18 protein-coding genes and 2 tRNA genes are annotated in these 17,856 nt (G+C 71.6%); 17 read left to right on the top strand and 3 right to left on the bottom strand.

The genetic code is table 11. The features are described 5' to 3' along the window. Window positions 1-4: 4 nt before the first annotated feature. The 8 genes from JYJ93_RS18885 to JYJ93_RS18920 all read left to right on the top strand — a co-directional run bounded on the left by JYJ93_RS18885 (window position 5) and on the right by JYJ93_RS18920 (window position 6,878). Window positions 5-1,891 carry a tetratricopeptide repeat protein gene (locus JYJ93_RS18885; RefSeq protein WP_330166740.1) on the top strand — a complete coding sequence of 629 codons (1,887 nt, stop codon included), beginning with the start codon at window positions 5-7 and terminating at the stop codon, window positions 1,889-1,891. A gap of 12 nt (window positions 1,892-1,903) precedes the next feature. Continuing rightward, complete coding sequence (locus JYJ93_RS18890; RefSeq protein WP_206793236.1) at window positions 1,904-2,740, top strand: alpha/beta hydrolase; 837 nt, start codon at window positions 1,904-1,906, stop codon at window positions 2,738-2,740. A 53-nt stretch (window positions 2,741-2,793) separates the two neighbouring features. Continuing rightward, on the top strand, window positions 2,794-3,135 hold the full coding sequence (gene bacN, locus JYJ93_RS18895) for a bactofilin BacN (protein ID WP_014397642.1): 342 nt from the start codon (window positions 2,794-2,796) through the stop codon (window positions 3,133-3,135). 62 nt (window positions 3,136-3,197) lie between these two features. Then, window positions 3,198-3,521, top strand: coding sequence for a polymer-forming cytoskeletal protein (locus JYJ93_RS18900; protein WP_120565586.1), 324 nt, complete (start codon window positions 3,198-3,200; stop codon window positions 3,519-3,521). 3 nt (window positions 3,522-3,524) lie between these two features. Then, window positions 3,525-4,241, top strand: coding sequence for a polymer-forming cytoskeletal protein (locus tag JYJ93_RS18905; RefSeq protein WP_206793238.1), 717 nt, complete (start codon window positions 3,525-3,527; stop codon window positions 4,239-4,241). Between the two features lie 61 nt (window positions 4,242-4,302). Further along, window positions 4,303-5,676, top strand: a complete 1,374-nt coding sequence (locus JYJ93_RS18910) for a ParB N-terminal domain-containing protein (RefSeq protein WP_206793240.1) — start codon at window positions 4,303-4,305, stop codon at window positions 5,674-5,676. A 3-nt stretch (window positions 5,677-5,679) separates the two neighbouring features. Next, window positions 5,680-6,252 (top strand): orotate phosphoribosyltransferase, encoded by a 573-nt coding sequence (pyrE, locus tag JYJ93_RS18915; protein ID WP_206793242.1) that lies wholly within the window; start codon window positions 5,680-5,682, stop codon window positions 6,250-6,252. Further along, window positions 6,249-6,878, top strand: a complete 630-nt coding sequence (locus tag JYJ93_RS18920; protein WP_206793245.1) for a hypothetical protein — start codon at window positions 6,249-6,251, stop codon at window positions 6,876-6,878. The genes pyrE and JYJ93_RS18920 overlap by 4 nt, the downstream gene beginning before the upstream one ends. A gap of 21 nt (window positions 6,879-6,899) precedes the next feature. Here the strand turns inward: JYJ93_RS18920 and JYJ93_RS18925 are convergent, their stop codons facing one another. From JYJ93_RS18925 to nadB, 3 genes are read right to left on the bottom strand one after another with little or no spacing between them, the layout of a single operon-like run. Next, window positions 6,900-7,502, bottom strand: a complete 603-nt coding sequence (locus JYJ93_RS18925; RefSeq protein WP_206793247.1) for a TIGR00730 family Rossman fold protein — start codon at window positions 7,500-7,502, stop codon at window positions 6,900-6,902. A 2-nt stretch (window positions 7,503-7,504) separates the two neighbouring features. After that, window positions 7,505-8,269, bottom strand: a complete 765-nt coding sequence (locus tag JYJ93_RS18930) for a rhomboid family intramembrane serine protease (RefSeq protein WP_206793249.1) — start codon at window positions 8,267-8,269, stop codon at window positions 7,505-7,507. A 6-nt stretch (window positions 8,270-8,275) separates the two neighbouring features. Then, window positions 8,276-9,862 (bottom strand): L-aspartate oxidase, encoded by a 1,587-nt coding sequence (gene nadB / locus JYJ93_RS18935; protein WP_206793251.1) that lies wholly within the window; start codon window positions 9,860-9,862, stop codon window positions 8,276-8,278. A gap of 88 nt (window positions 9,863-9,950) precedes the next feature. Here nadB and JYJ93_RS18940 point away from each other — a divergent pair, with 88 nt between their 5' ends. The 9 genes from JYJ93_RS18940 to JYJ93_RS18980 all read left to right on the top strand — a co-directional run bounded on the left by JYJ93_RS18940 (window position 9,951) and on the right by JYJ93_RS18980 (window position 17,852). After that, window positions 9,951-10,640, top strand: a complete 690-nt coding sequence (locus JYJ93_RS18940; protein ID WP_206793252.1) for a lytic transglycosylase domain-containing protein — start codon at window positions 9,951-9,953, stop codon at window positions 10,638-10,640. Continuing rightward, the gene (locus tag JYJ93_RS18945) at window positions 10,597-12,375 is read left to right on the top strand and encodes a tetratricopeptide repeat protein (RefSeq protein WP_206793254.1); all 1,779 of its coding nucleotides are present in this window, start codon (window positions 10,597-10,599) and stop codon (window positions 12,373-12,375) included. Before JYJ93_RS18940 ends, JYJ93_RS18945 begins: the two co-directional genes overlap by 44 nt. Before the next feature lie 11 nt (window positions 12,376-12,386). Beyond that, window positions 12,387-13,076, top strand: coding sequence for a CDP-diacylglycerol--glycerol-3-phosphate 3-phosphatidyltransferase (gene pgsA / locus JYJ93_RS18950; RefSeq protein WP_206793256.1), 690 nt, complete (start codon window positions 12,387-12,389; stop codon window positions 13,074-13,076). Window positions 13,077-13,161: 85 nt separating this feature from the next. Then, window positions 13,162-13,236 (top strand) — tRNA-Gly (locus JYJ93_RS18955). 30 nt (window positions 13,237-13,266) lie between these two features. Then, window positions 13,267-13,341: transfer RNA gene (locus JYJ93_RS18960), tRNA-Gly, on the top strand. Window positions 13,342-13,499: 158 nt separating this feature from the next. Beyond that, window positions 13,500-14,279, top strand: a complete 780-nt coding sequence (locus tag JYJ93_RS18965; protein ID WP_206793258.1) for an ABC transporter permease — start codon at window positions 13,500-13,502, stop codon at window positions 14,277-14,279. Continuing rightward, the gene (locus JYJ93_RS18970) at window positions 14,276-15,586 is read left to right on the top strand and encodes an ABC transporter ATP-binding protein (protein WP_206793260.1); all 1,311 of its coding nucleotides are present in this window, start codon (window positions 14,276-14,278) and stop codon (window positions 15,584-15,586) included. Before JYJ93_RS18965 ends, JYJ93_RS18970 begins: the two co-directional genes overlap by 4 nt. Window positions 15,587-15,636: 50 nt before the next feature. Next, complete coding sequence (locus tag JYJ93_RS18975; RefSeq protein WP_269012464.1) at window positions 15,637-16,434, top strand: glycosyltransferase family 2 protein; 798 nt, start codon at window positions 15,637-15,639, stop codon at window positions 16,432-16,434. After that, window positions 16,431-17,852, top strand: coding sequence for a glycosyltransferase family 2 protein (locus tag JYJ93_RS18980; protein ID WP_206793264.1), 1,422 nt, complete (start codon window positions 16,431-16,433; stop codon window positions 17,850-17,852). The genes JYJ93_RS18975 and JYJ93_RS18980 overlap by 4 nt, the downstream gene beginning before the upstream one ends. Window positions 17,853-17,856: the final 4 nt, after the last annotated feature.

The raw sequence follows: 17,856 nt of genomic DNA on the forward strand, positions 1-17,856 counted from the left end.
CCGCGTGCGTCCGCTCCCGCTCCTCAGCCGTGCCGCCGTGATGTGCCTCGCGCTGGCCGCCGGAGGTTCGGGGGCCGCGCCCGCGAGGAGGGCCCCGGCCCCGCACGTCGACCGCGAGGCGATGCGCGAGGCCATGGACGCGAGCAGCCGCGACGACGAGCCGTCCGCGTCGTCCGCCAGCTACGCGCACTACCTCCAGGCGCGGCTGATGCACCTGGAGGGCAACCACCGGGCCTCGGTGGACGAGCTGCGGCTGGCGCTCGCCACCGACGACGGCAACCCGACCCTGCTCACCCAACTGGGCGAGGAGTACGCGCGCCTGGGCGACCTGGTGCGCGCCGAACGCGAGCTGCGCAAGGCCGTGGAGAAGGCCCCCACACACTACGCCGCCCACGTGCTGCTGGGCCGGGTGCTGCTGGAGTCCGGCCGCACGGCGCGCGCGAAGCAGCACCTGCGCCGCGCGGTGTCCCTGCGTCCCCGCGAGCCGGAGGCGTACCTCGTCCTGTCGCAGCTGTACCTGGACGCGAAGGCCCCCGACGAAGCGGTGAAGGTCGTGGAATCACTGGCTCACGCGCTGCCGGGAGAGGCCTCCGGCTACCGGCGGCTGGGGCTCGTCCTGGCCGAGCGTGGCGACGCGCACCGCGCCGAGCGCCTGCTCGTGAGGGCCTCCGAGCGCGACCCGGGTGACGTGGAGGTGTGGTCCACGCTGGCCCGGCTCTACGAGGACTCCGGCCGGCCGAAGGAGGCGGAGGACGCGCTGGCCCGCGCGCTGGAGGCGGATCCAGACAGCCGCGAGGTGCTGCTGTCCGCGGGCCGTGCCGCGCTGAAGGGCGGGTCGGCGACGCGGGCGCGGGCGTACTTCGACCGGCTGTTGTCGCTCTCCGCATCGCCGGAGCTGGCCGTGCGCGTGGCCTTCAGCTACCTGGCCTCCGGAGAGCCGGCCGCCGCGAAGGAGGTGCTGGACGCCGCGCGCAAGGACGCGCCGGACGAGCCCCGCCTCGCGTACTACGCCGGCCTCGTCGCGGAGAGGACCCGCGGCTTCGCCACCGCCGCCCAGGACTTCGCGGGCGTGCCTCCGGACTCGGAGGTGTTCCCGGACGCTCGCGTGCGCCAGGCCCGCTGCCTGTCGCTGGTGGGAGACCACCCGCGAGCGCTGGCGCTCTACCGCGCCGCCATGTCGGAGGCGCCGGACGACGTGGAGGTGCGCGTCGGCTACGCCCGGGCGCTGGAGCGCGGCGGGGACGCGGCGAAGGCGGAGGGCGTGCTGCGCGAGGCGCTGGCGGGGGAGGGCGGGGCGCTGGCGTATGACGCGCTGGCAAGCCTGCTGGAGCGCCAGGGCCGGGCCTCGGACGCGCTCGCGCTCTTGCGGGACGCCGTGGCGAAGGCGCCGAGGAACCAGGACCTGCAGTTCGCCCTGGCCACCCTCCTGGAGCGCCAGGGCGACGTGCCGGGGGCGCTGTCGCGCATGCGGGCGGTGCTCGCGCTGAAGCCGGACCATTCCTCCGCGCTGAACTTCATGGGTTACGTGATGGCTCAGCGGGGCCGGGACCTGGACGAGGCGGAGCGGCTGGTGCGCCGCGCGCTGGCGCTCCGGCCGGACAACGGGGCCTACGTGGACTCGCTGGGGTGGGTGCTCTACCAGCGCGGCGACGCGAAGAAGGCCGTGGAGGTCCTGGAGCGCGCGGTGGCGCTCTCCCCGGACGACCCCGCGATCCTGGAGCACCTGGGGGACGCGTACCTCAAGGCGGGCCGCGCCCCGGATGCCGTCCGGACCTGGAAGCGCGCGCTGGAGGTGCTGACGCTGGAGCCGGAGGCCGCCGAGCCCGCGGACCAGCGCGCCACCCTGGAGCGCAAGTTGAAGGCGCTACCCTCGACCGCGCCGGGCCGCTAAGGTCCCGGGCCCATGGCCCGCCACGACGAAGGCTTCTTCACCGGGAAGGACAACACCCGGCTGTTCTGGACGCTGGACCTGCCGGACGCGGCCCCCCGCGCCCACGTCGCCATCGTCCACGGCTACGGCGACCACATCGGCCGCTACCGCCCCGTCATCGACGCGCTGGTCCAGGACGGCTTCGCCGTGCACGGCTTCGACTACCGGGGCCACGGCCGCGCGGACGGCCGGCGCGCCTACGCCGCGAAGTGGACCGAGTTCCTCGACGACCTGGACGGCTTCTGGCAGCGCGTGCGCAAGGCCGCGGGCAACGAGAAGATCTTCCTCCTGGCCCACAGCCACGGCGGCCTGATGGCCGCGCACGCCCTGGCCGGGCGGCTGGAGGGCCTCTCCGGCGCCATCCTCTCCGCGCCCTACCTCAAGCTGGCCATCAACCCGCCGGCCGCGAAGGTGCTCGCCGCGCGCATGGTGGGCTCCGTGGTGCCGTGGATGAAGGTCCCCTCCGGCCTGGCCCCGGAGATGCTCAGCACCGACCCGGAGATCCAGAAAGCAGTCGGGGCGGACCCGCTGTACGTGCCCTTCGCCACGCCCCGCTGGTTCGTGGAGTCCACGGCCGCCCAGGCGCAGACGCTCTCTCTGGCGCCGAAGATTCAAGTGCCGCTGTTCGTGCTGTGCGGCCAGGAGGACGGGGTGGCGCTGCCGGCGGCGGCGCGGGCGTTCTTCGAGGCGGCGGGGACGGCGGACAAGAAGTTCAAGGAGTACCCCGGCATGCGGCACGAGCCGCTCAACGAGCGGGACCGCGCGACGGTGTTCCAGGACATCTCCGGCTGGATCTCCGCGCATCTCTGACATAATCAGGTCGCCCCGCTCCCACTGGAGCAGGCGCTGGCGAGGATCACCTCATGGCACAGGGTGAAACGGGCATCATTGGCAAGGGCATCGTCATCAGGGGCAACCTCACGGGCGGAGGGGACCTGGTCATCGAAGGGCGTGTGGAGGGGCAGATCGCCCTGAAGAACCACCTCACCATCGAAGGCACCGGCAAGGTGCAGGCGGACATCCGCGCCGAGGAACTGACCATCAACGGCGAGGCGAGCGGCAACATCGACGCCTCCACGCGCGTGGCCATCAACGCCTCGGCGAAGGTCGCGGGCGACATCAAGGCCCCGCGGGTCATCATCGAGGACGGCGCCGTGTTCAACGGCTCCATCGAGATGGACGTGAAGTTGCCGGACGACATCTAGCATCCACCGGGGACCGGCTCACGGCCCCCCACGCGCACAGCTTCGAGAAGGCGGACACACTCATGGCGAATACGATCATTGGCTCGAGCATCGTCATCGACGGGGAGATTTCCGGTGACGAGGACCTGGTCATCCAGGGCACCGTGAAGGGGAAGATCTCCCTCAAGGAGAGCCTCTACGTGGAGGGCTCGGGCGTCGTCGAGGCGGACATCGAGACGCAGAACGTGGAGATCGCCGGCCGCGTGACGGGCAACATCGCCGCCAGCGACAAGGTCGAGCTGAAGACGGACTGCCGCGTGGTGGGCGACATCAAGGCCCCGCGCATCCTCATCGCCGACGGTGCCTCCTTCAAGGGCAACGTCGACATGGACATGAAGGAGCGCTGATCCGTGGCCACCGCGAAGGATCTTGCAGGCAACACCGTCGACAACACCGTGGTGGGGCCCTCCATCCTCATCAGCGGTCGGCTCACGGGTGACGAGGACCTCACGGTCCGCGGGCGCGTCGAGGGTGAGCTCACCCTCAGCCGCACCCTCATCGTGGAGCCGTCCGGCGTGGTGAAGGCCAACGTGGCGGTGAAGAACGCCATCGTCAGCGGCGTGGTGGTGGGCAACATCAACGCCACGGAGAGCGTGGAGCTCACCCGCGAAGGCCGCATGGTGGGCGACATCCGCGCCCCCCGCGTCATCATCGTGGACGGCGCCAGCTTCCGCGGCCGCGTGGACATGGGCGACGTGGAACCGGGCCGGCTGCCGTCCGAGCGCCCCGCCGTGGCCCGCCCCCAGGCGGTGACGCGTCCCACGGTGCGTCCGGGCGCCACCCCGCCGCGTCCTCCGACGCCGCCGGCCGCCCCGCCGCGCGCCGCCCCGACGCCGCCCCCGCCTCCCGCGCGCACGCAGCCCGCGACGACGGCGCCGGCCACCGTCGTGGCCCGTCCGTCGGCCAAGCCGCTGCCGCCGCCCCCGCCGCCCGCCGCCACCACGACCCGGGCTCCGGAGCCGCCGCGTCCGGCAGCCACTGAGCAGGCGAGCAGTGCTGGCGCGCCCGTTCCCCGCGTGATGGGTGCTGGCGCGAAGAAGAAGGTCGTGGTGAAGAAGTCCCGTTAGAGCCCGCCCGCCGCGCCGTCGTTTCCGGCGGCGCGCGGGTGGAACAACCGGGGGTGCCACCATGGACGCCGAGCACAGGGCCGAGGGACAGGAAGGGATGCCGGGCACACCTGGAGAGAACGCGACGCCGTCCCAGCAGGAGGGCGTGAGTGACGCGTCCGCGCCGAAGCATGGCGAGGGCGCGAGTGGAGACGTGACGCCGGAAGGTGCCCCCCAGGCTGAAGCGGGTGGGGCCCAGACCGACCTGCCCGGAGAGGGTGGGCAGGCCGCCGCGAGCGCGACCGAGGCCAGCGCTGGGGGCCAGGGTTCCGACACGGGCGCTGCCAGTGGCTCCGACGCGAGCTCGGCCGATGGCGAGGGCCACGGCTTCTCGCACAGCCCTGCTGTCAGCGCGGCCGGTGGCGAGGGCAGCCGCTCGGACGCCAGCGAGGCCCGCGACGCGGAGGCCGGGACGGATTCCAGCGCGGCTGGTGGGCAGGGCGGAGCGGACGCGGCCGGGCAGGGAGAGGGCACGGGGAGTGGCGCGGAGGCCTCTCAAGGCCCCGGCCGCTACGTGGAGCTGTCCTCGGGCGAGAGCGTCCAGGACGCGTCCGGGACGGGCAGCGACGGTGGCGGCGAGGCGAAGGACGTGCTGGAGGAGCCGCGCTCCGGTCCGGTGTCGGGCGCGGACGACGCGCTGCTGAGCTCCGGCATCTGGGACGTGGCGAGCCGTGCGAGCCAGGAGGACGCGGGCTCCACGGGCTCCGGAGACGGTTCGGAACAGGGCGCCAACGACGGCGCGGCGACTTCGGAAGGGGAGCCCCACGCGCAGGCCATCGAGCCGCGCGTGATGGGACAGGTGACGGCGATGGTGCTGCCGCTGGAGCGACTGGAGGAGGACACCACCTTCCGCCTGCGGGACGAGGGCGACGTGTCCGAGCTGGCGACGGACCTGGCGCGGCTGGGCCAGTTGTTCCCGGTGGACGTGCGCCCGCGTGGAGAGGACCGCTACCAGCTCATCTGCGGCTTCCGGCGCGTGGCGGCGCTGCGCTTCCTCAAGCGCGACCAGGTCCAGGTGCGCGTGCACGAGGAGCTGTCCGACGAGGACGCGCTCCTGTTGTCCCTGGCGGAGGCCATCCACGCCTCGCCGGTGGAGCACGACGTGCTGGAGGCCAAGCGCGAGTCGCTGGAAACCGAAGGCCGACTGACGGCGCCGGTGCGCGACATGCTGGAGAAGGCGCTCGCCACCGAGGAGACGCTGGCCCCGGAGGGCGTCGAGGAGGAGATCGACGCGGACGAACTGGCGGTGGACGTCGCGCAGCGCATGGGCGCCCTCAACCAGGACCTGTCGCTGCTCGCGGACGTGTTCGCCGCGCTGGACGAATCGCGCAAGGCGGAGTTGCTGATGCAGCTACGCTACTCGGCGCAGTTGGTGGCGTACCTGGAGGGTCTGTAGGCCATGGCGGAAACGCTCGAACGCGACCGCGCCCGGCTCCTGGAGGTGCTCACGCAGCGCTCCTTCGAGCGCAGGCGCGTGGTGCTCTCCTCCGGCAAGGAGTCGGACTTCTACATCGACTGCAAGCGCACGGCGCTGCTCGCCGAGGGCCACTACCTCATCGGCCGGCTGCTGCTGGAGGCCATCCGGCGCGACGCTCCGTCCGCGGTGGCCGCGGGCGGCCTGACGCTGGGCGCGGATCCGCTCGCGTCCGCGGTGAGCCTGACCAGCTTCCTGGAGGGCGGCGAGAAGCCCCTGCATGCGTTCATCGTGCGCAAGGAGCCCAAGGGCCACGGCACCGGCCAGTGGATTGAAGGCCTGTCCGCGCTGGGCCCCGGCGCCCCGGTGGCCATCGTGGAGGATGTCGTCACCACGGGCGCCTCCACGCTCAAGGCGATTGAACGCGCGAAGCTGGAGGGCCTGACGGTGCTGGGCGCCTTCGCGCTGGTGGACCGGCTGGAGGGTGGACGCGAGGCCGTGGAGGCCACCGGCCACCGCCTCACCACGCTGTTCACACGCAAGGACTTCATCCCGTGAGAAGGCTGCTGGTGGCCGCGGTGCTGCTGGGCACGCTGGGTGGCTGCTCCACCGCGCCCCCCGTCGTCGGGGAGCCCGCGCCCACGCTGGATGATCCGAAGCAGGAGTCCGCCTACCTCTCGGTGCTGGACCGGTACTCGGACCGCAAGGAGATCTACGACGGCTTCGACACGCGCGTCTTCGCGGGGACCACCTTCCAGACCCCCGCCTTCCGCGAGGCCCGTATCCACCGCCGCGCCATCTTCCAGACGCTGCCCGCAGCGAAGGTGGAGCAGCTGCTGGAAGAGGAACAGGCCGACGCGGCGAAGTTCCACGAGTTCTTCCTGGCGGTGCACGTCAACGACTACCGCTACGACGACTTCGCCCACCGCAACAGCATCTGGCGGATCGCGCTGGTGACGCCCGCGGGGGAAATCACGCCCACGGAGATCCGCCGCCTGGGCCGGGCGGACCTCAACGTGCGCGCCTACTACCCGTACGCCAGCCTCTTCTGGGTGGGCTACCGCGTGCGCTTCCCCAAGGCCTTCGCCAACGGCCAGCCCGTCATCCCGGACGGCACCGAGCAGGTGATGCTCCGCGTCGCCTCGTCGCTGGGGAACGCGGAGCTGAAGGTCCACGCGCGCTGAGACCGCGGCGAAGGACGGTCCTCAGGTCTGCTGGCCGTCCTTCAGCCACTTCGACGTGAGCGGCATCGTGGGCCCCGCGAGCAGGCGGTCCAGGAGCGCGTCCGCCGAGGCATTCACCGCGAAGGGCGTGCCCTGCGTCTCCGGGACGAAGCCCGCGTCCACCATCTGCTTCGCCATCGCGAGCAGCGGCTGGAAGAAGCCGTCCACGTCCAACAGGCCCATGGGCTTCCTGTGCAGGCCCAGCTGCGCCCAGGTGACGATCTCGAAGAGCTCATCCAGCGTGCCGAAGCCGCCGGGCAGGGCGACGAAGGCGTCCGAGCGCTCGGCCATCAGCGCCTTGCGCGAGTGCATGGAGTCCACCCGGTGCAGCTCCGTCAGCCGCGGGTGGGCCAGCTCCTTCGCGTCCATGAAGTGGGGCAGCACGCCCACGGCCTTGCCGCCGTTGGCGATGACCGCGTCCGCCACCGCGCCCATCAGCCCCACGCTGGCGCCGCCGTAGACGAGCGTCAGGCCCCGCTTCGCCAGCGCGGCGCCCATCCTGGTGGCGGCCTCGCGGTACTCGGCGCGCGCGCCGGAGCGCGAGCCACAGAAGACGCAGACGCTGCGCACGGGGGATTCAGCCATCGTCAGAGGCCTCCAAGGCGCCCGGGATGGGCGGCGACCACGGCCAGCGCCGCGGCGATGAACAGCAGGACGGGGATGGCGCGCGCGTAGACCTTCGGGCCCAGGCGCAGGGCCATGCCGCAGGGCAGGCCGAAGAGGAAGCCGCCCAGGTGCCCCGCCCAGCTCACCCCGGGCAGCAGGCTGATGACCGCCACCTGCACGAGCCAGAACATGTGCTCCCGGCGGCCCTGCTGGGTGAGGATGGGCAGCATCGCGCCGCCCCAGCCGAGGATCATCCCGGACGCGCCCACCGTCACGGTGTCGAAGTTGAAGAAGAGCGCGAACGCGGAGCCGCCCAGCGCGGTGACGAGCGACAGCCCCAGGAACCTCAGGCTCCCGATGCCGCGCTCCAGCGACGCGCCCAGCGAATACACGGCGAGCATGTTGAAGAGCAGGTGCATGGGCCCGCCGTGCTCGAACACCATGCCCAGCAGGCGCCAGTACTCGCCCGCCTGGACCCACGGCCCGTAGAGCGCCAGCGGCCCCACAATGCCGTAGTTCGTCCCGTCGATGACGAGCGGCCGGCCCAGGGACCTGCTGAGGGCGAACATCCCCACCGCGCCCGCGATGATGGCGAAGCAGACGTAGGGCGTGGGCAGCGCGCGCTGGGTCTGGGGCGGGCCCGGGGGCGGTCCATCCCCGCCCTGTCCTCGAGGCGTGGGGTCCTGCGTGTCTCCCAGCCCGGAGGGGCCGGGGAGGTCATCCAGCATGCGGCGCGGACGGGACATGGGTGCTCACAGCTCCCGGGAGAGGACGGTGTCGCGCGTGCCCTGGTGCTCGTCCGTGTGCGGGTAGTCCAGGGTGTAGTGCAGCCCCCGGCTCTCCTTGCGGCGGCTCGCGCAGTCCACGATGAGGTGCGCCACCTCCGCGATGTTGCGCAGCTCGATGACGTCGCGGGTGACCTTGAAGCGCCAGTAGTAGTCGCGGATCTCCTCGCGCAGGAGCTCCAGCCGGCGCCGTGCGCGCATCAGCCGCTTGTCCGTGCGGACGATGCCCACGTAGTTCCACATCAGCCGGCGGATCTCATCCCAGTTGTGGGTGACGACCACGCTCTCGTCGGAGTCCACCGCGCTGCCGGAGTCCCAGGCGGGCGGGTCCTCCTTCGGCAGCGTCAGCGACGCCAGCTCCTCGGAGGCCACCTGCACCGCGCGGTGGCCGAAGACCAGGCCCTCCAGGAGCGAGTTGGACGCGAGCCGGTTCGCGCCGTGCAGGCCCGTGCAGGACACCTCGCCGATGGCGTAGAGGCCCGGGATGTTGGTGCGCCCGTGCAGGTCCGTCACCACGCCGCCGCACTGGTAGTGGGCCGCGGGCACCACGGGGATGGGCTGCACGGCCATGTCGATGTTGAAGGCCTTGCAGGTGGCGTAGATGTTGGGGAAGCGCTCGGTGAGGTACGCGCGGCCCAGGTGCGTCATGTCCAGGTAGACGCAGTCGTTGCCCGTGCGCTTGAGCTCCGCGTCGATGGCGCGCGCCACCACGTCGCGCGGGGCCAGGTCCTTCATGGGGTGGTAGCGGTCCATGAACGTCTGGCCGCCCTTGAGCCGCAGCTTGCCGCCCTCGCCGCGCAGCGCCTCGCTGATGAGGAAGCTCTTGGCCTCCGGGTGGAAGAGGCACGTGGGGTGGAACTGGTAGAACTCCATGTTCGCCACGCGCGCGCCCGCGCGGTACGCCATGGCCACGCCGTCACCCGTCGCGACGTCCGGGTTGGACGTGTAGAGGTACACCTTGCCCGCGCCGCCCGTGGCCAGCACCGTCACCTTGGACAGGAACCGCTCGATGGAGCCGTCCTCCATCAGCGCGTACACGCCCAGGCACCGGCTGCCGGCCGGGGCGTGTGGACGCCGGTCCAGGATGAGGTCGATGGCGGCCGTGTTCTGGAAGAAGGTGATGTTGGGCTGCTCGTCGCACGCGGCCAGCAGCGCGCGCTGCACCTCGCGGCCGGTGACGTCTCCCGCGTGGATGATCCGGCGGGCGGAGTGGCCCCCTTCGCGCGTGAGGTCGAACTCGCCGCCGCGCTGATCAAAGGCCGCGCCCAGCGCCACCAGCTCCTTGAGGCGCGCGGGCCCTTCCCGCACCGTCACCTCCACCGCGTCGCGGTGGCACAGGCCCGCGCCCGCGACGAGCGTGTCGTCGATGTGCGCGTCGAAGCTGTCCGTGGGGGACAGCACACCGGCGATGCCCCCTTGCGCGTAGGCGGTGTTGCCTTCGCCGCGCTCGCGCTTGGTGAGCACGGCGACCGTGCCGTGCCGGGCCGCCTGCAGGGCGAACGACAGTCCGGCCACGCCGCCGCCCATGACCAGGAAATCAAACCGATGGGGCATGGCCAACAGGCTTAATGGCGGTAAGTGCTGGAAACAAGGCGTTTTCTTGAGGACTTTCCGGGCGTTGTCTAAGGTTTCGCCCGCCGCCATGCGTGTCCTGACCGCCCTCGTCGTCCTGCTGACCGCCGTCCTCCCGGCCGCCGCCGCGGACGGCATCTACAGCTACGTGGAGAAGGACGGCACCATCGTCTACACGAACGTGCCTCCGGGAGGCGCGCGCAAGGCCCGCAAGCTGTCCGGGACCTTCACGCCCGCGCCGGCCAAGTCCGCTCCCGTGCGGGGCCGCTCGCGCACGCCCACGGAGCTGGATCCGCACATCACCAACGCGGCGCTGCGCTACCGCATCCCGCCCGCGTTGGTGCGCGCCATCATGCACACGGAGAGCAACTTCAACCCGAACGCGCTCAGCCACAAGGGCGCCAGCGGGCTGATGCAGCTCATGCCGGGCACCGCGTCGGACATGTACGTGAAGGACATCTTCGACTCGAAGGACAACATCGAGGGCGGCGTCCGCTACCTGCGCGTGCTGGCCAATATGTTCGACGGCGACATGGTGAAGATGGTCGCCGCGTACAACGCCGGGCCTGACGCGGTGAAGAAGTACGGAGGCCAGGTGCCGCCGTACGCCGAGACGCAGGAATACGTGCGCAAGGTCCTCCAGCTCTACCAACACTACAAGGAGCGCGAGCGGCTCGCCCAGGCCGAGGCCAGCAGCCGTGAGCCGACACCCGAGAATGACGACGCGCACGAAGGGGACGAAGCCGCCGGGCCCCGCTGACGAGGAGTTCCTGCAGCAGCTGCAGCGCGGAAGCGAGCTGCTGGGCGCCGGCAAGGTCACCGAAGCGAAGGACTTCCTGGAGCGTGCGCACCAGCTCCAGCCGCGCCACGAGAAGGCCCAGAACCTCCTGGGCCTGACGTATTTCAAGCTGGGCCTCTTCGACCGCGCCGCGGACCTGTACGAGATGCTCGTGCGGGACAACCCGGTGGACCCCACGTTGCGGGTGAACCTGGGGCTCGTCTACCTGAAGACGAACGCGCTCCAGCGCGCGGCGCGCGAGTTCGAGACGGCCACCGACCTGGCCCCGGACCACAAGAAGGCCCACAACTACCTGGGCCTGACCTTCGCCCAGATGGGCGAGTACGGCCGCGCGCGCGAGCACTTCCTCTTGTCCGGCAGCGACGCCATGGCGGAGAAGATGTCGCGCGCCATCGCGGGGGAGGTCTACAGCCGTCCGCCCGCGCCCCCCGCGCCGGCCCGTCCGCGCGAGGAGGAGCTCCCCGCCGCGCCGCCCGCGCCCGTGTCCTCCTCCGGAGAGAGTGACTGGGGCGCCCAGTTCGGTCTGGATGAGGCGCCCCGGAGTCCTCGCGCCGCCGCCACGCCGCCGCCCCAGGCCGCCGCGAAGGCGCCGGACGACGACCTGCTCTTCGCGGAGGACGAAGGCCCGCCCGCCCCTGCGGACTCCTCGCCCGCCGGGGCGCAGGTCCAGGAGGACGAGGACCCCAGCCTCGCCGCCGGTGCGAGCACCTACGAGGAGGACGCGGAGCTCGCCGCCACCACGGACGCGGACACCTCCGGGGCCGACGTCGAGGTCGCCGACGAGCTGCCGCCCACGCCGGTGTCGGAGGAGATCGAGGTCTCCGAGGAGCCGCCCGTCCTCGCGTCCGACCTGGAGTCGGAGCCCGGTGACGCCTTCGCGGACACCTTCGCCGCGCTGGCCACGAGCGAGCCGCCCTCCACGACCCGGCCCGCCGAGTCGCTTCCGGTGCCCCGGCCCGCCGAGCCGCCTGCGACGCCCCGGCCCGCCGAGCCGATTCCGCTGACCCGCGCCGCCGAGCCGTCTTCCTCGCCGGACGCCGCAGCGGGCGTGAACCCTCCCGTGCTCACCGCGTGGGTGCCCTCGGTGGCACTGCCGGGCGCGGCGCCGGGCCAGTCCTTCACCCAGAGCGCGTCCCTCATGGCGCTCGCGGTGGAGGGCGAGCTGCTCACGCGCCTGGAGGGGCTGGTCGCCGTGCGCGGCCAGGTCACCTTCGAGCCGGAGATGAAGCGCTTCCGGGGCCGGGCCACGGACAAGCCCTTTGGCGAGGGCGACCAGGCCATGGTGCGCGCCCGGGGGCAGGGGACGCTGCACCTGGAGCCCGTGTCCGGGCGGCAGTGGGTGGCCATCTCCCTGGATGACGAGTCCGTCTACCTGCGCGACGCGTGCGTCTTCGCCTTCGAGGAGCCCGTCGTCTTCGAGAACGGCCGCGTGCCGTCGGACCTGGCCCAGGACCTGGACCTGGTGCACCTGCGCGGGCAGGGGCGGGTGCTGCTCAGCCTGACGGGCCCGCTGCGCTCGGTGCCGGTGGCCATGGACCAGCCGGCGACGGTGCCCCTCACGCACCTGGTGGGCTGGGTGGGCAACCTCACGCCCCGCGTGGTGCCGCTCGTGACATCCGCTGGCGGGGAGACACTGAAGGCGGCGGTGGAGCTGGGCGGTGAAGGATTTGCCCTCATCGCACTCGGGGTCCGGTAGAACGCGCGCCCATGGCCACCGAGCGAGCCCTCAGGAAGCAGCGCAAGCGCGAGGAGCGGGCCCGCCGCCGCGCGTCCCGCCGTCCCAGCATCCTGGTGCAGGAGTTCTGGAACCTGCCCAACATGCTGACGCTGGGGCGCATCCTCCTCATCCCCGTGTTCGTCTGGCTCACGTACGACGCGGATCCGCTGCACTCGCTGCTGGCCGCCCTGGTGTTCGCGGTGGCCGCCATCACCGACGTGATCGACGGCTACCTGGCCCGCCGCTGGAACCTCATCACCGTGGTGGGCAAGTTCATGGATCCGCTGGCGGACAAGCTCATCGCCATGGCCGCCCTGGTGATGATGGTGCGCCTGGGCCGCATCGCCGCCTGGGTCGTCATCGTGCTGCTCGCCCGCGAGTTCATCGTCACCGGCCTGCGCACCATCGCCGCCAGCGAGGGCATGGTCATCGCCGCGGGGCAGGAGGGGAAGTGGAAGACGTCCCTCCAACTGGTGGGGATCATCTCCCTGTGCGTCCACTACGTGCACCCGCTGGACGTGGGCTTCCGCACCGTCACCGTGGACTACAATCAGGTGGGCAAGGTGCTGGTGTACCTGTCCGGTGCGTTCTCCGTGTGGAGCGCGGTCGTCTACTTCCGCGCGTTCCTCAACATGCTCGCCCGCCGGGGCAGCACGGATCCGGATGCGAAAAGTGTTTGACGTGTCCGGGAGGCCTCTGTATATCGCACCCCACCTCCGGCGCGGCACCGACCGGCGGGTGGCAAGCAACAACGCGGTACCTGATGCGGGAATAGCTCAGCGGTAGAGCATCGCCTTGCCAAGGCGAGGGTCGAGGGTTCAAATCCCTTTTCCCGCTCCAAACGAAGCACGCAGCACCGCAGTACCTGATGCGGGAATAGCTCAGCGGTAGAGCATCGCCTTGCCAAGGCGAGGGTCGAGGGTTCAAATCCCTTTTCCCGCTCCAATCAAAGGCCCTCTGGGAAACCAGGGGGCCTTTTTCTTTTGCGACATGGCCCCTCGGAAGGGGGCGCGCGAGGCCAGGCGACCAGACGGGCTTTCGCGTGGATGGCAGGAGTCCCGTGCCTGACACCTTCCGGGGGCATGAGGTATGGATGGCGCCGCATGCTTCGCAACCTCCGTGAGCTCTACCAGTACCGGGGCCTCCTGCTCAGCCTGACCCAGCGCGAGCTGAAGGCGCGGTACCGGAACTCGGTGCTCGGCTTCTTCTGGACGTTCCTCAATCCGCTGCTCCAGATGGGCGTCTACTCGCTGCTCTTCACCGTCTACATGCGGCAGAAGATCCCCGCGTACACGTTCTTCGTCTTCGTGGGGCTCTTGCCGTGGATCTGGTTCGCCACGTCCCTGGGCGGCGGGGCCAGCGCCATCAGCGACCGGCGCGACCTGCTCACCAAGGTGCGCTTCCCGGCCCAGGTGCTGCCGGCCACGGTGGTGGTGACGAACCTGTGCAACTACGTGCTGTCCCTGCCGCTGATGGTGGGGCTGGGGTTGCTCCTGGGCTATGTGCCCACCTGGCACGTGGTGGCCTTCCCGGTGGTGCTGCTCACCCAGCTGTGCATGACGGTGGCGCTGGTCTACATCGTGTCCGCGCTCAACGTGACGTTCCGGGACCTGCAGCAGATCATCGCCAACCTGCTGACGATGTGGTTCTTCGTCACGCCGGTGTTCTACCGGGTGGACTCGCTGCCGGACGCGGCCCAGTCGCCGCTCGTGCTGCTCAACCCCATGGCGGTCATGGTGACGTCCTACCAGGCCATCTTCTACGACCACCAGCTGCCGCAGCCCGGCCCGCTCCTGATGTGGATGGGCATCTCCCTGGCGCTGCTGTGGATCGCCGCGGGCATCTTCGAGCGCCGCCGCGAGGACTTCGCGGAGTTCATATGACCAGCGCCCTCGCGTCTCCGGACGCCATCGTGCTCCGCAACGTGGTGAAGAGCTTCCGGAAGAGCACCATCCGGCGCGAGTACACCACCATCAAGTCGGAGCTCATCCGCCTGCTGCGTGGCCAGCGCGACACGGACGGCAAGTCCATGATCGAAGCGCTCCGGGGCATCGACCTGGTGGTGCCCCGCGGCAAGACGGTGGGCATCATCGGGCGCAACGGCTCTGGGAAGAGCACGCTGCTCAAGCTCATCTCCGGCATCTACACGCCCACCACGGGCACCATCGACATCAACGGGCGCATCAGCGCGCTGTTGGACCTGGGCGCGGGCTTCCACCCGGACTTCTCCGGCCGGGAGAACATCCTCATCAACGGCATCATCCTGGGGATGTCGCGCGCGGAGGTGAAGGCGCGGATGGAGGAGATCATCGCCTTCAGCGAGCTGGGCGACTTCATCGACGAGCCGGTGCGCACCTACTCCAGCGGCATGTACATGCGCCTGGCGTTCTCCGTGGCCACGCACGTGGATCCGGACATCCTCATCATCGATGAGATCCTCGCCGTCGGTGACGAGCACTTCGGCAAGAAGAGCCTGGCGAAGATGACGGAGTTCAAGCGGGCCGGGAAGACCATCGTCATCGTCACCCACGACCTGGGGACGCTGGAGCGCTGGTGCGACCTGGGCGCGTGGATCGACGCCGGGCGCATCCGCGAGTTCGGTCCTCCCGCGGACGTCATCCGCAGCTACCGCCGCGCGGTGGAGCTGGCGGAGGAGCGCGGCATGTCCATGGAGTCGCCCGCGCTGGCGTCGGACGGCGGCGCGCTGCCGTCGCTGGCGGCGCCCCAGGCGGAGCCTTCCCCGCTCACCGTGGACGCGGTGACGCTGAAGGGCCGGGATGGTGGGGCGGTGGAGTTCGTGGACACCGAGGACGGCCTGGAGCTGAGCGTCGCGTACACCGCGCGCACGCCCGCGCCGGAGCTGGGCCTGGGGCTGGAGCTGTGCCGGGTGGACGGGGTGCTGGTGCACGCCACGGACACGTTCGCGGAAGAGGTTCCCTTCTGCGCGGCGGCGTCCGGCAGCGGGACCGTGCGCTTCGTGGTGGACCGGCTGGGGCTTGTCGCGGGGCGCTACACGTTCACGGTGGTGGTGCGCGACCGGGCGGGGCAGGTGCGGGAGAAGCACGAGGCGGCGTGCGCCTTCGAGGTGCGCTCCAACGTGAAGGACGGCGGCGTGACGCGGCCTCCGCACCGGTGGATCGTGGAGGGCGCCGCGGCTCGCGTGGCGCCGGTGCGAGACGTCGGATCGTGAGCGGCCCTGCTTCGGCGAGTGGGGGGAGGCCGGGCATCTGGCTGGGCATCGTGCTTTACCGGAACCCGGAGCGGGAGCTGGAGCGGCTGTGGGAGTCGCTCCGGTGGAACCGCGAGGCCCCGGGCGCGCCCGCCTTCCGGGTCGTGTGGCTGGACAACTCGCCGGACGACTCGCTGCGCGCGCGGGTGATGCGGTTGGACCCGGACGCGGACTACCGGCACGCCGGGAGGAACCTGGGCTTCGGGGCCGCGCACAACCGGCTGATGGCGGAGGCCTTCGACTCGGGCGGGGCGCGGTACTACGTCTGTGTGAACCCGGACGGGCTGCTGCATCCGGACTGCGTGCGGGAGCTCACGCGTGAGGCGGATCAGCGTGCGGACACGGGGCTGGTGGAGGCCCGGCTGTTCCCGGACGAGCACCCCAAGCCGTACCATCCGTCGACGGGCGAGACGCCCTGGTGCAGCGGCTGCGTGCTGCTGGTGACGCGGACGCTGCACGCGCGCGTGGGAGGCTTCGACGAGCGCTTCTTCATGTACTGCGAGGACGTGGACCTGTCGTGGCGGGCGAGGGCGTACGGGTTGTCCATCCGGGTGGCGCCCGCCGCGCTGGTGCACCACTACACCGTCACCCGCGAGGAGAGCCCGGTGCGCGAGCGGATGGTCCGCCGCAGCGCGGCCCTGCTCGGGGCGAAGTACGGGGACGCGGCCTTCATGAATGACCGCCTGCGGGAGTACGCGCGGCTGGGCGGCGAGCCGTTCCAGACGCCCGACATCGTCAAGCCCGGGCGCAAGCTCGCGGGCATCGCGGACTTCAGGCACCACCTGGAGTTCGCCCGGAGGCGCTGGTGAACGCTCTTTCCGAAGCGGCGCCCCCGTCCGCCGCGTCCGCGCGGTGGATGGAGCTGGTGCTGTCGCGTGCGGGCGCGGGCACGGCGGTGACCCTCGTGGGCGCGTCGCCAGCGCTGGCGGAGGCCCTGCGTGCGCGGGGCGCCGCCGTGCGGGAGCTGCCGGGGCCGGAGTGGAAGCGGGGCAGGGGGCCCGCGCCGGCGCTGGTGGTGCTGGAGGGCGACGCGGTCGACCGGGTGCTGGAAGACGGGCTGGAGGCGCTGCGGCGCGAGGCGCCGGGGGCGGAGCTGGTGTTCAGCCTGCGCAACGCGGGCTCGGCGCGGGCGCTGCTGGGCGCGCTGACCGGTGAGGCGCCGGTGCGCGCGGGTCTCTCCGAACAGCGGATGCTGCGGCGGCTGGCCGAGGCGGGCTACCGCCTGGCGCACCGCGAGGTGGTGCCGTGCGCGTCCGGAGGCACGGCGCTGGCGGAGGACACGGCGCGGGCGCTGCGGGCGCTGCTGGTCCAGTTGTCGCCGTCCACGCAGGTGGAGGAGGGGCTCTACGTCGCGGTGCCGGACGGGCCCGTGCGCGCGACGGTGGCGGGGCTGCTCAGTGTCGTCGTCATGGTGGATCCGGGCACGCGGGACTCAGCGCTGGATGAGACCCTGTTCGCGTTGGCCTGTCAGGAGCAGCAGCCGCTGGAGTTGCTGCTCGCGGCGCCCGAGGGCGTGGACCTGTCCGTCGCGGAGGCGGCGCTGGAGCGCTACGGCAGGTTGGGGTCGTTCCAGGCGCGCACCGTTCGTGCGCCCGTGGGAGCCCTGTACGCGGAGGCCGTGCGCGAGGCCCGGGGACAGTACCTGGCGTTCGTGGATGCGCGGTGCGTGGTGTACCCGCGCCACTACGTGGAGTTGGTGCGCGCGCTCCAGACGGGCCGCGAGGCCTGGGCGTTGGCGCGGGCGTTCCGCACCGAGTGGGCAGCCGGTGAGGGAACTCCGCCCTACGTGCGCGCGAAGGTGCCGTTCCCGCTGGGCGACCGGTTGGAGGTGGAGCACCTAGTGCTGCACCCGGAGCTCGTCCACGCGATGGTCATCGACCGGAGCCGCATCGGGCCCTTCCCGGTGGTGATGGAGTCGGGACTCGCGGACCTGCCCGCGCGGATGGGGGCGCTGTTCCCCCCGGTGTTCCTGGGCGGCATCGCTTCGTGCGAGGTGCGCGGGCCGGGCGAGCCGCGGGCGGTCGCCGTGGCTCCGGGGACCTGGCTGGTGCGTCCGCTGGATGCCTGGGTGGACACCGTGGCGCGCATCCGCGAGGAGACGCTCCAGGCCCGTGAGTTCCGGCACCGGATGGTGGACGCGCTGAACGCCCGGGTCCACGGCATCCCCTGGGTCCACGGCACGCTCCGGGCCCTGGCGAACCGGCTCAAACGCGACGGCGAGCGCTGAGCCG

It is taken from the genome of Corallococcus sp. NCSPR001 (assembly GCF_017309135.1).
Lineage (GTDB): Bacteria > Myxococcota > Myxococcia > Myxococcales > Myxococcaceae > Corallococcus.

Excerpts from the sequence above, each read along its gene's own strand:
- JYJ93_RS18890 (WP_206793236.1), top strand. The coding sequence starts at position 1,904 with ATGGCCCGCCACGACGAAGGCTTCTTCACCGGGAAGGACAACACCCGG.
- bacN (WP_014397642.1), top strand. The coding sequence starts at position 2,794 with ATGGCACAGGGTGAAACGGGCATCATTGGCAAGGGCATCGTCATCAGG.
- JYJ93_RS18900 (WP_120565586.1), top strand. The coding sequence starts at position 3,198 with ATGGCGAATACGATCATTGGCTCGAGCATCGTCATCGACGGGGAGATT.
- JYJ93_RS18910 (WP_206793240.1), top strand. The coding sequence starts at position 4,303 with ATGGACGCCGAGCACAGGGCCGAGGGACAGGAAGGGATGCCGGGCACA.
- pyrE (WP_206793242.1), top strand. The coding sequence starts at position 5,680 with ATGGCGGAAACGCTCGAACGCGACCGCGCCCGGCTCCTGGAGGTGCTC.
- JYJ93_RS18925 (WP_206793247.1), bottom strand. The coding sequence starts at position 7,502 with ATGGCTGAATCCCCCGTGCGCAGCGTCTGCGTCTTCTGTGGCTCGCGC.
- JYJ93_RS18930 (WP_206793249.1), bottom strand. The coding sequence starts at position 8,269 with ATGTCCCGTCCGCGCCGCATGCTGGATGACCTCCCCGGCCCCTCCGGG.
- nadB (WP_206793251.1), bottom strand. The coding sequence starts at position 9,862 with ATGCCCCATCGGTTTGATTTCCTGGTCATGGGCGGCGGCGTGGCCGGA.
- JYJ93_RS18940 (WP_206793252.1), top strand. The coding sequence starts at position 9,951 with ATGCGTGTCCTGACCGCCCTCGTCGTCCTGCTGACCGCCGTCCTCCCG.
- JYJ93_RS18945 (WP_206793254.1), top strand. The coding sequence starts at position 10,597 with ATGACGACGCGCACGAAGGGGACGAAGCCGCCGGGCCCCGCTGACGAG.
- pgsA (WP_206793256.1), top strand. The coding sequence starts at position 12,387 with ATGGCCACCGAGCGAGCCCTCAGGAAGCAGCGCAAGCGCGAGGAGCGG.
- JYJ93_RS18965 (WP_206793258.1), top strand. The coding sequence starts at position 13,500 with ATGCTTCGCAACCTCCGTGAGCTCTACCAGTACCGGGGCCTCCTGCTC.
- JYJ93_RS18970 (WP_206793260.1), top strand. The coding sequence starts at position 14,276 with ATGACCAGCGCCCTCGCGTCTCCGGACGCCATCGTGCTCCGCAACGTG.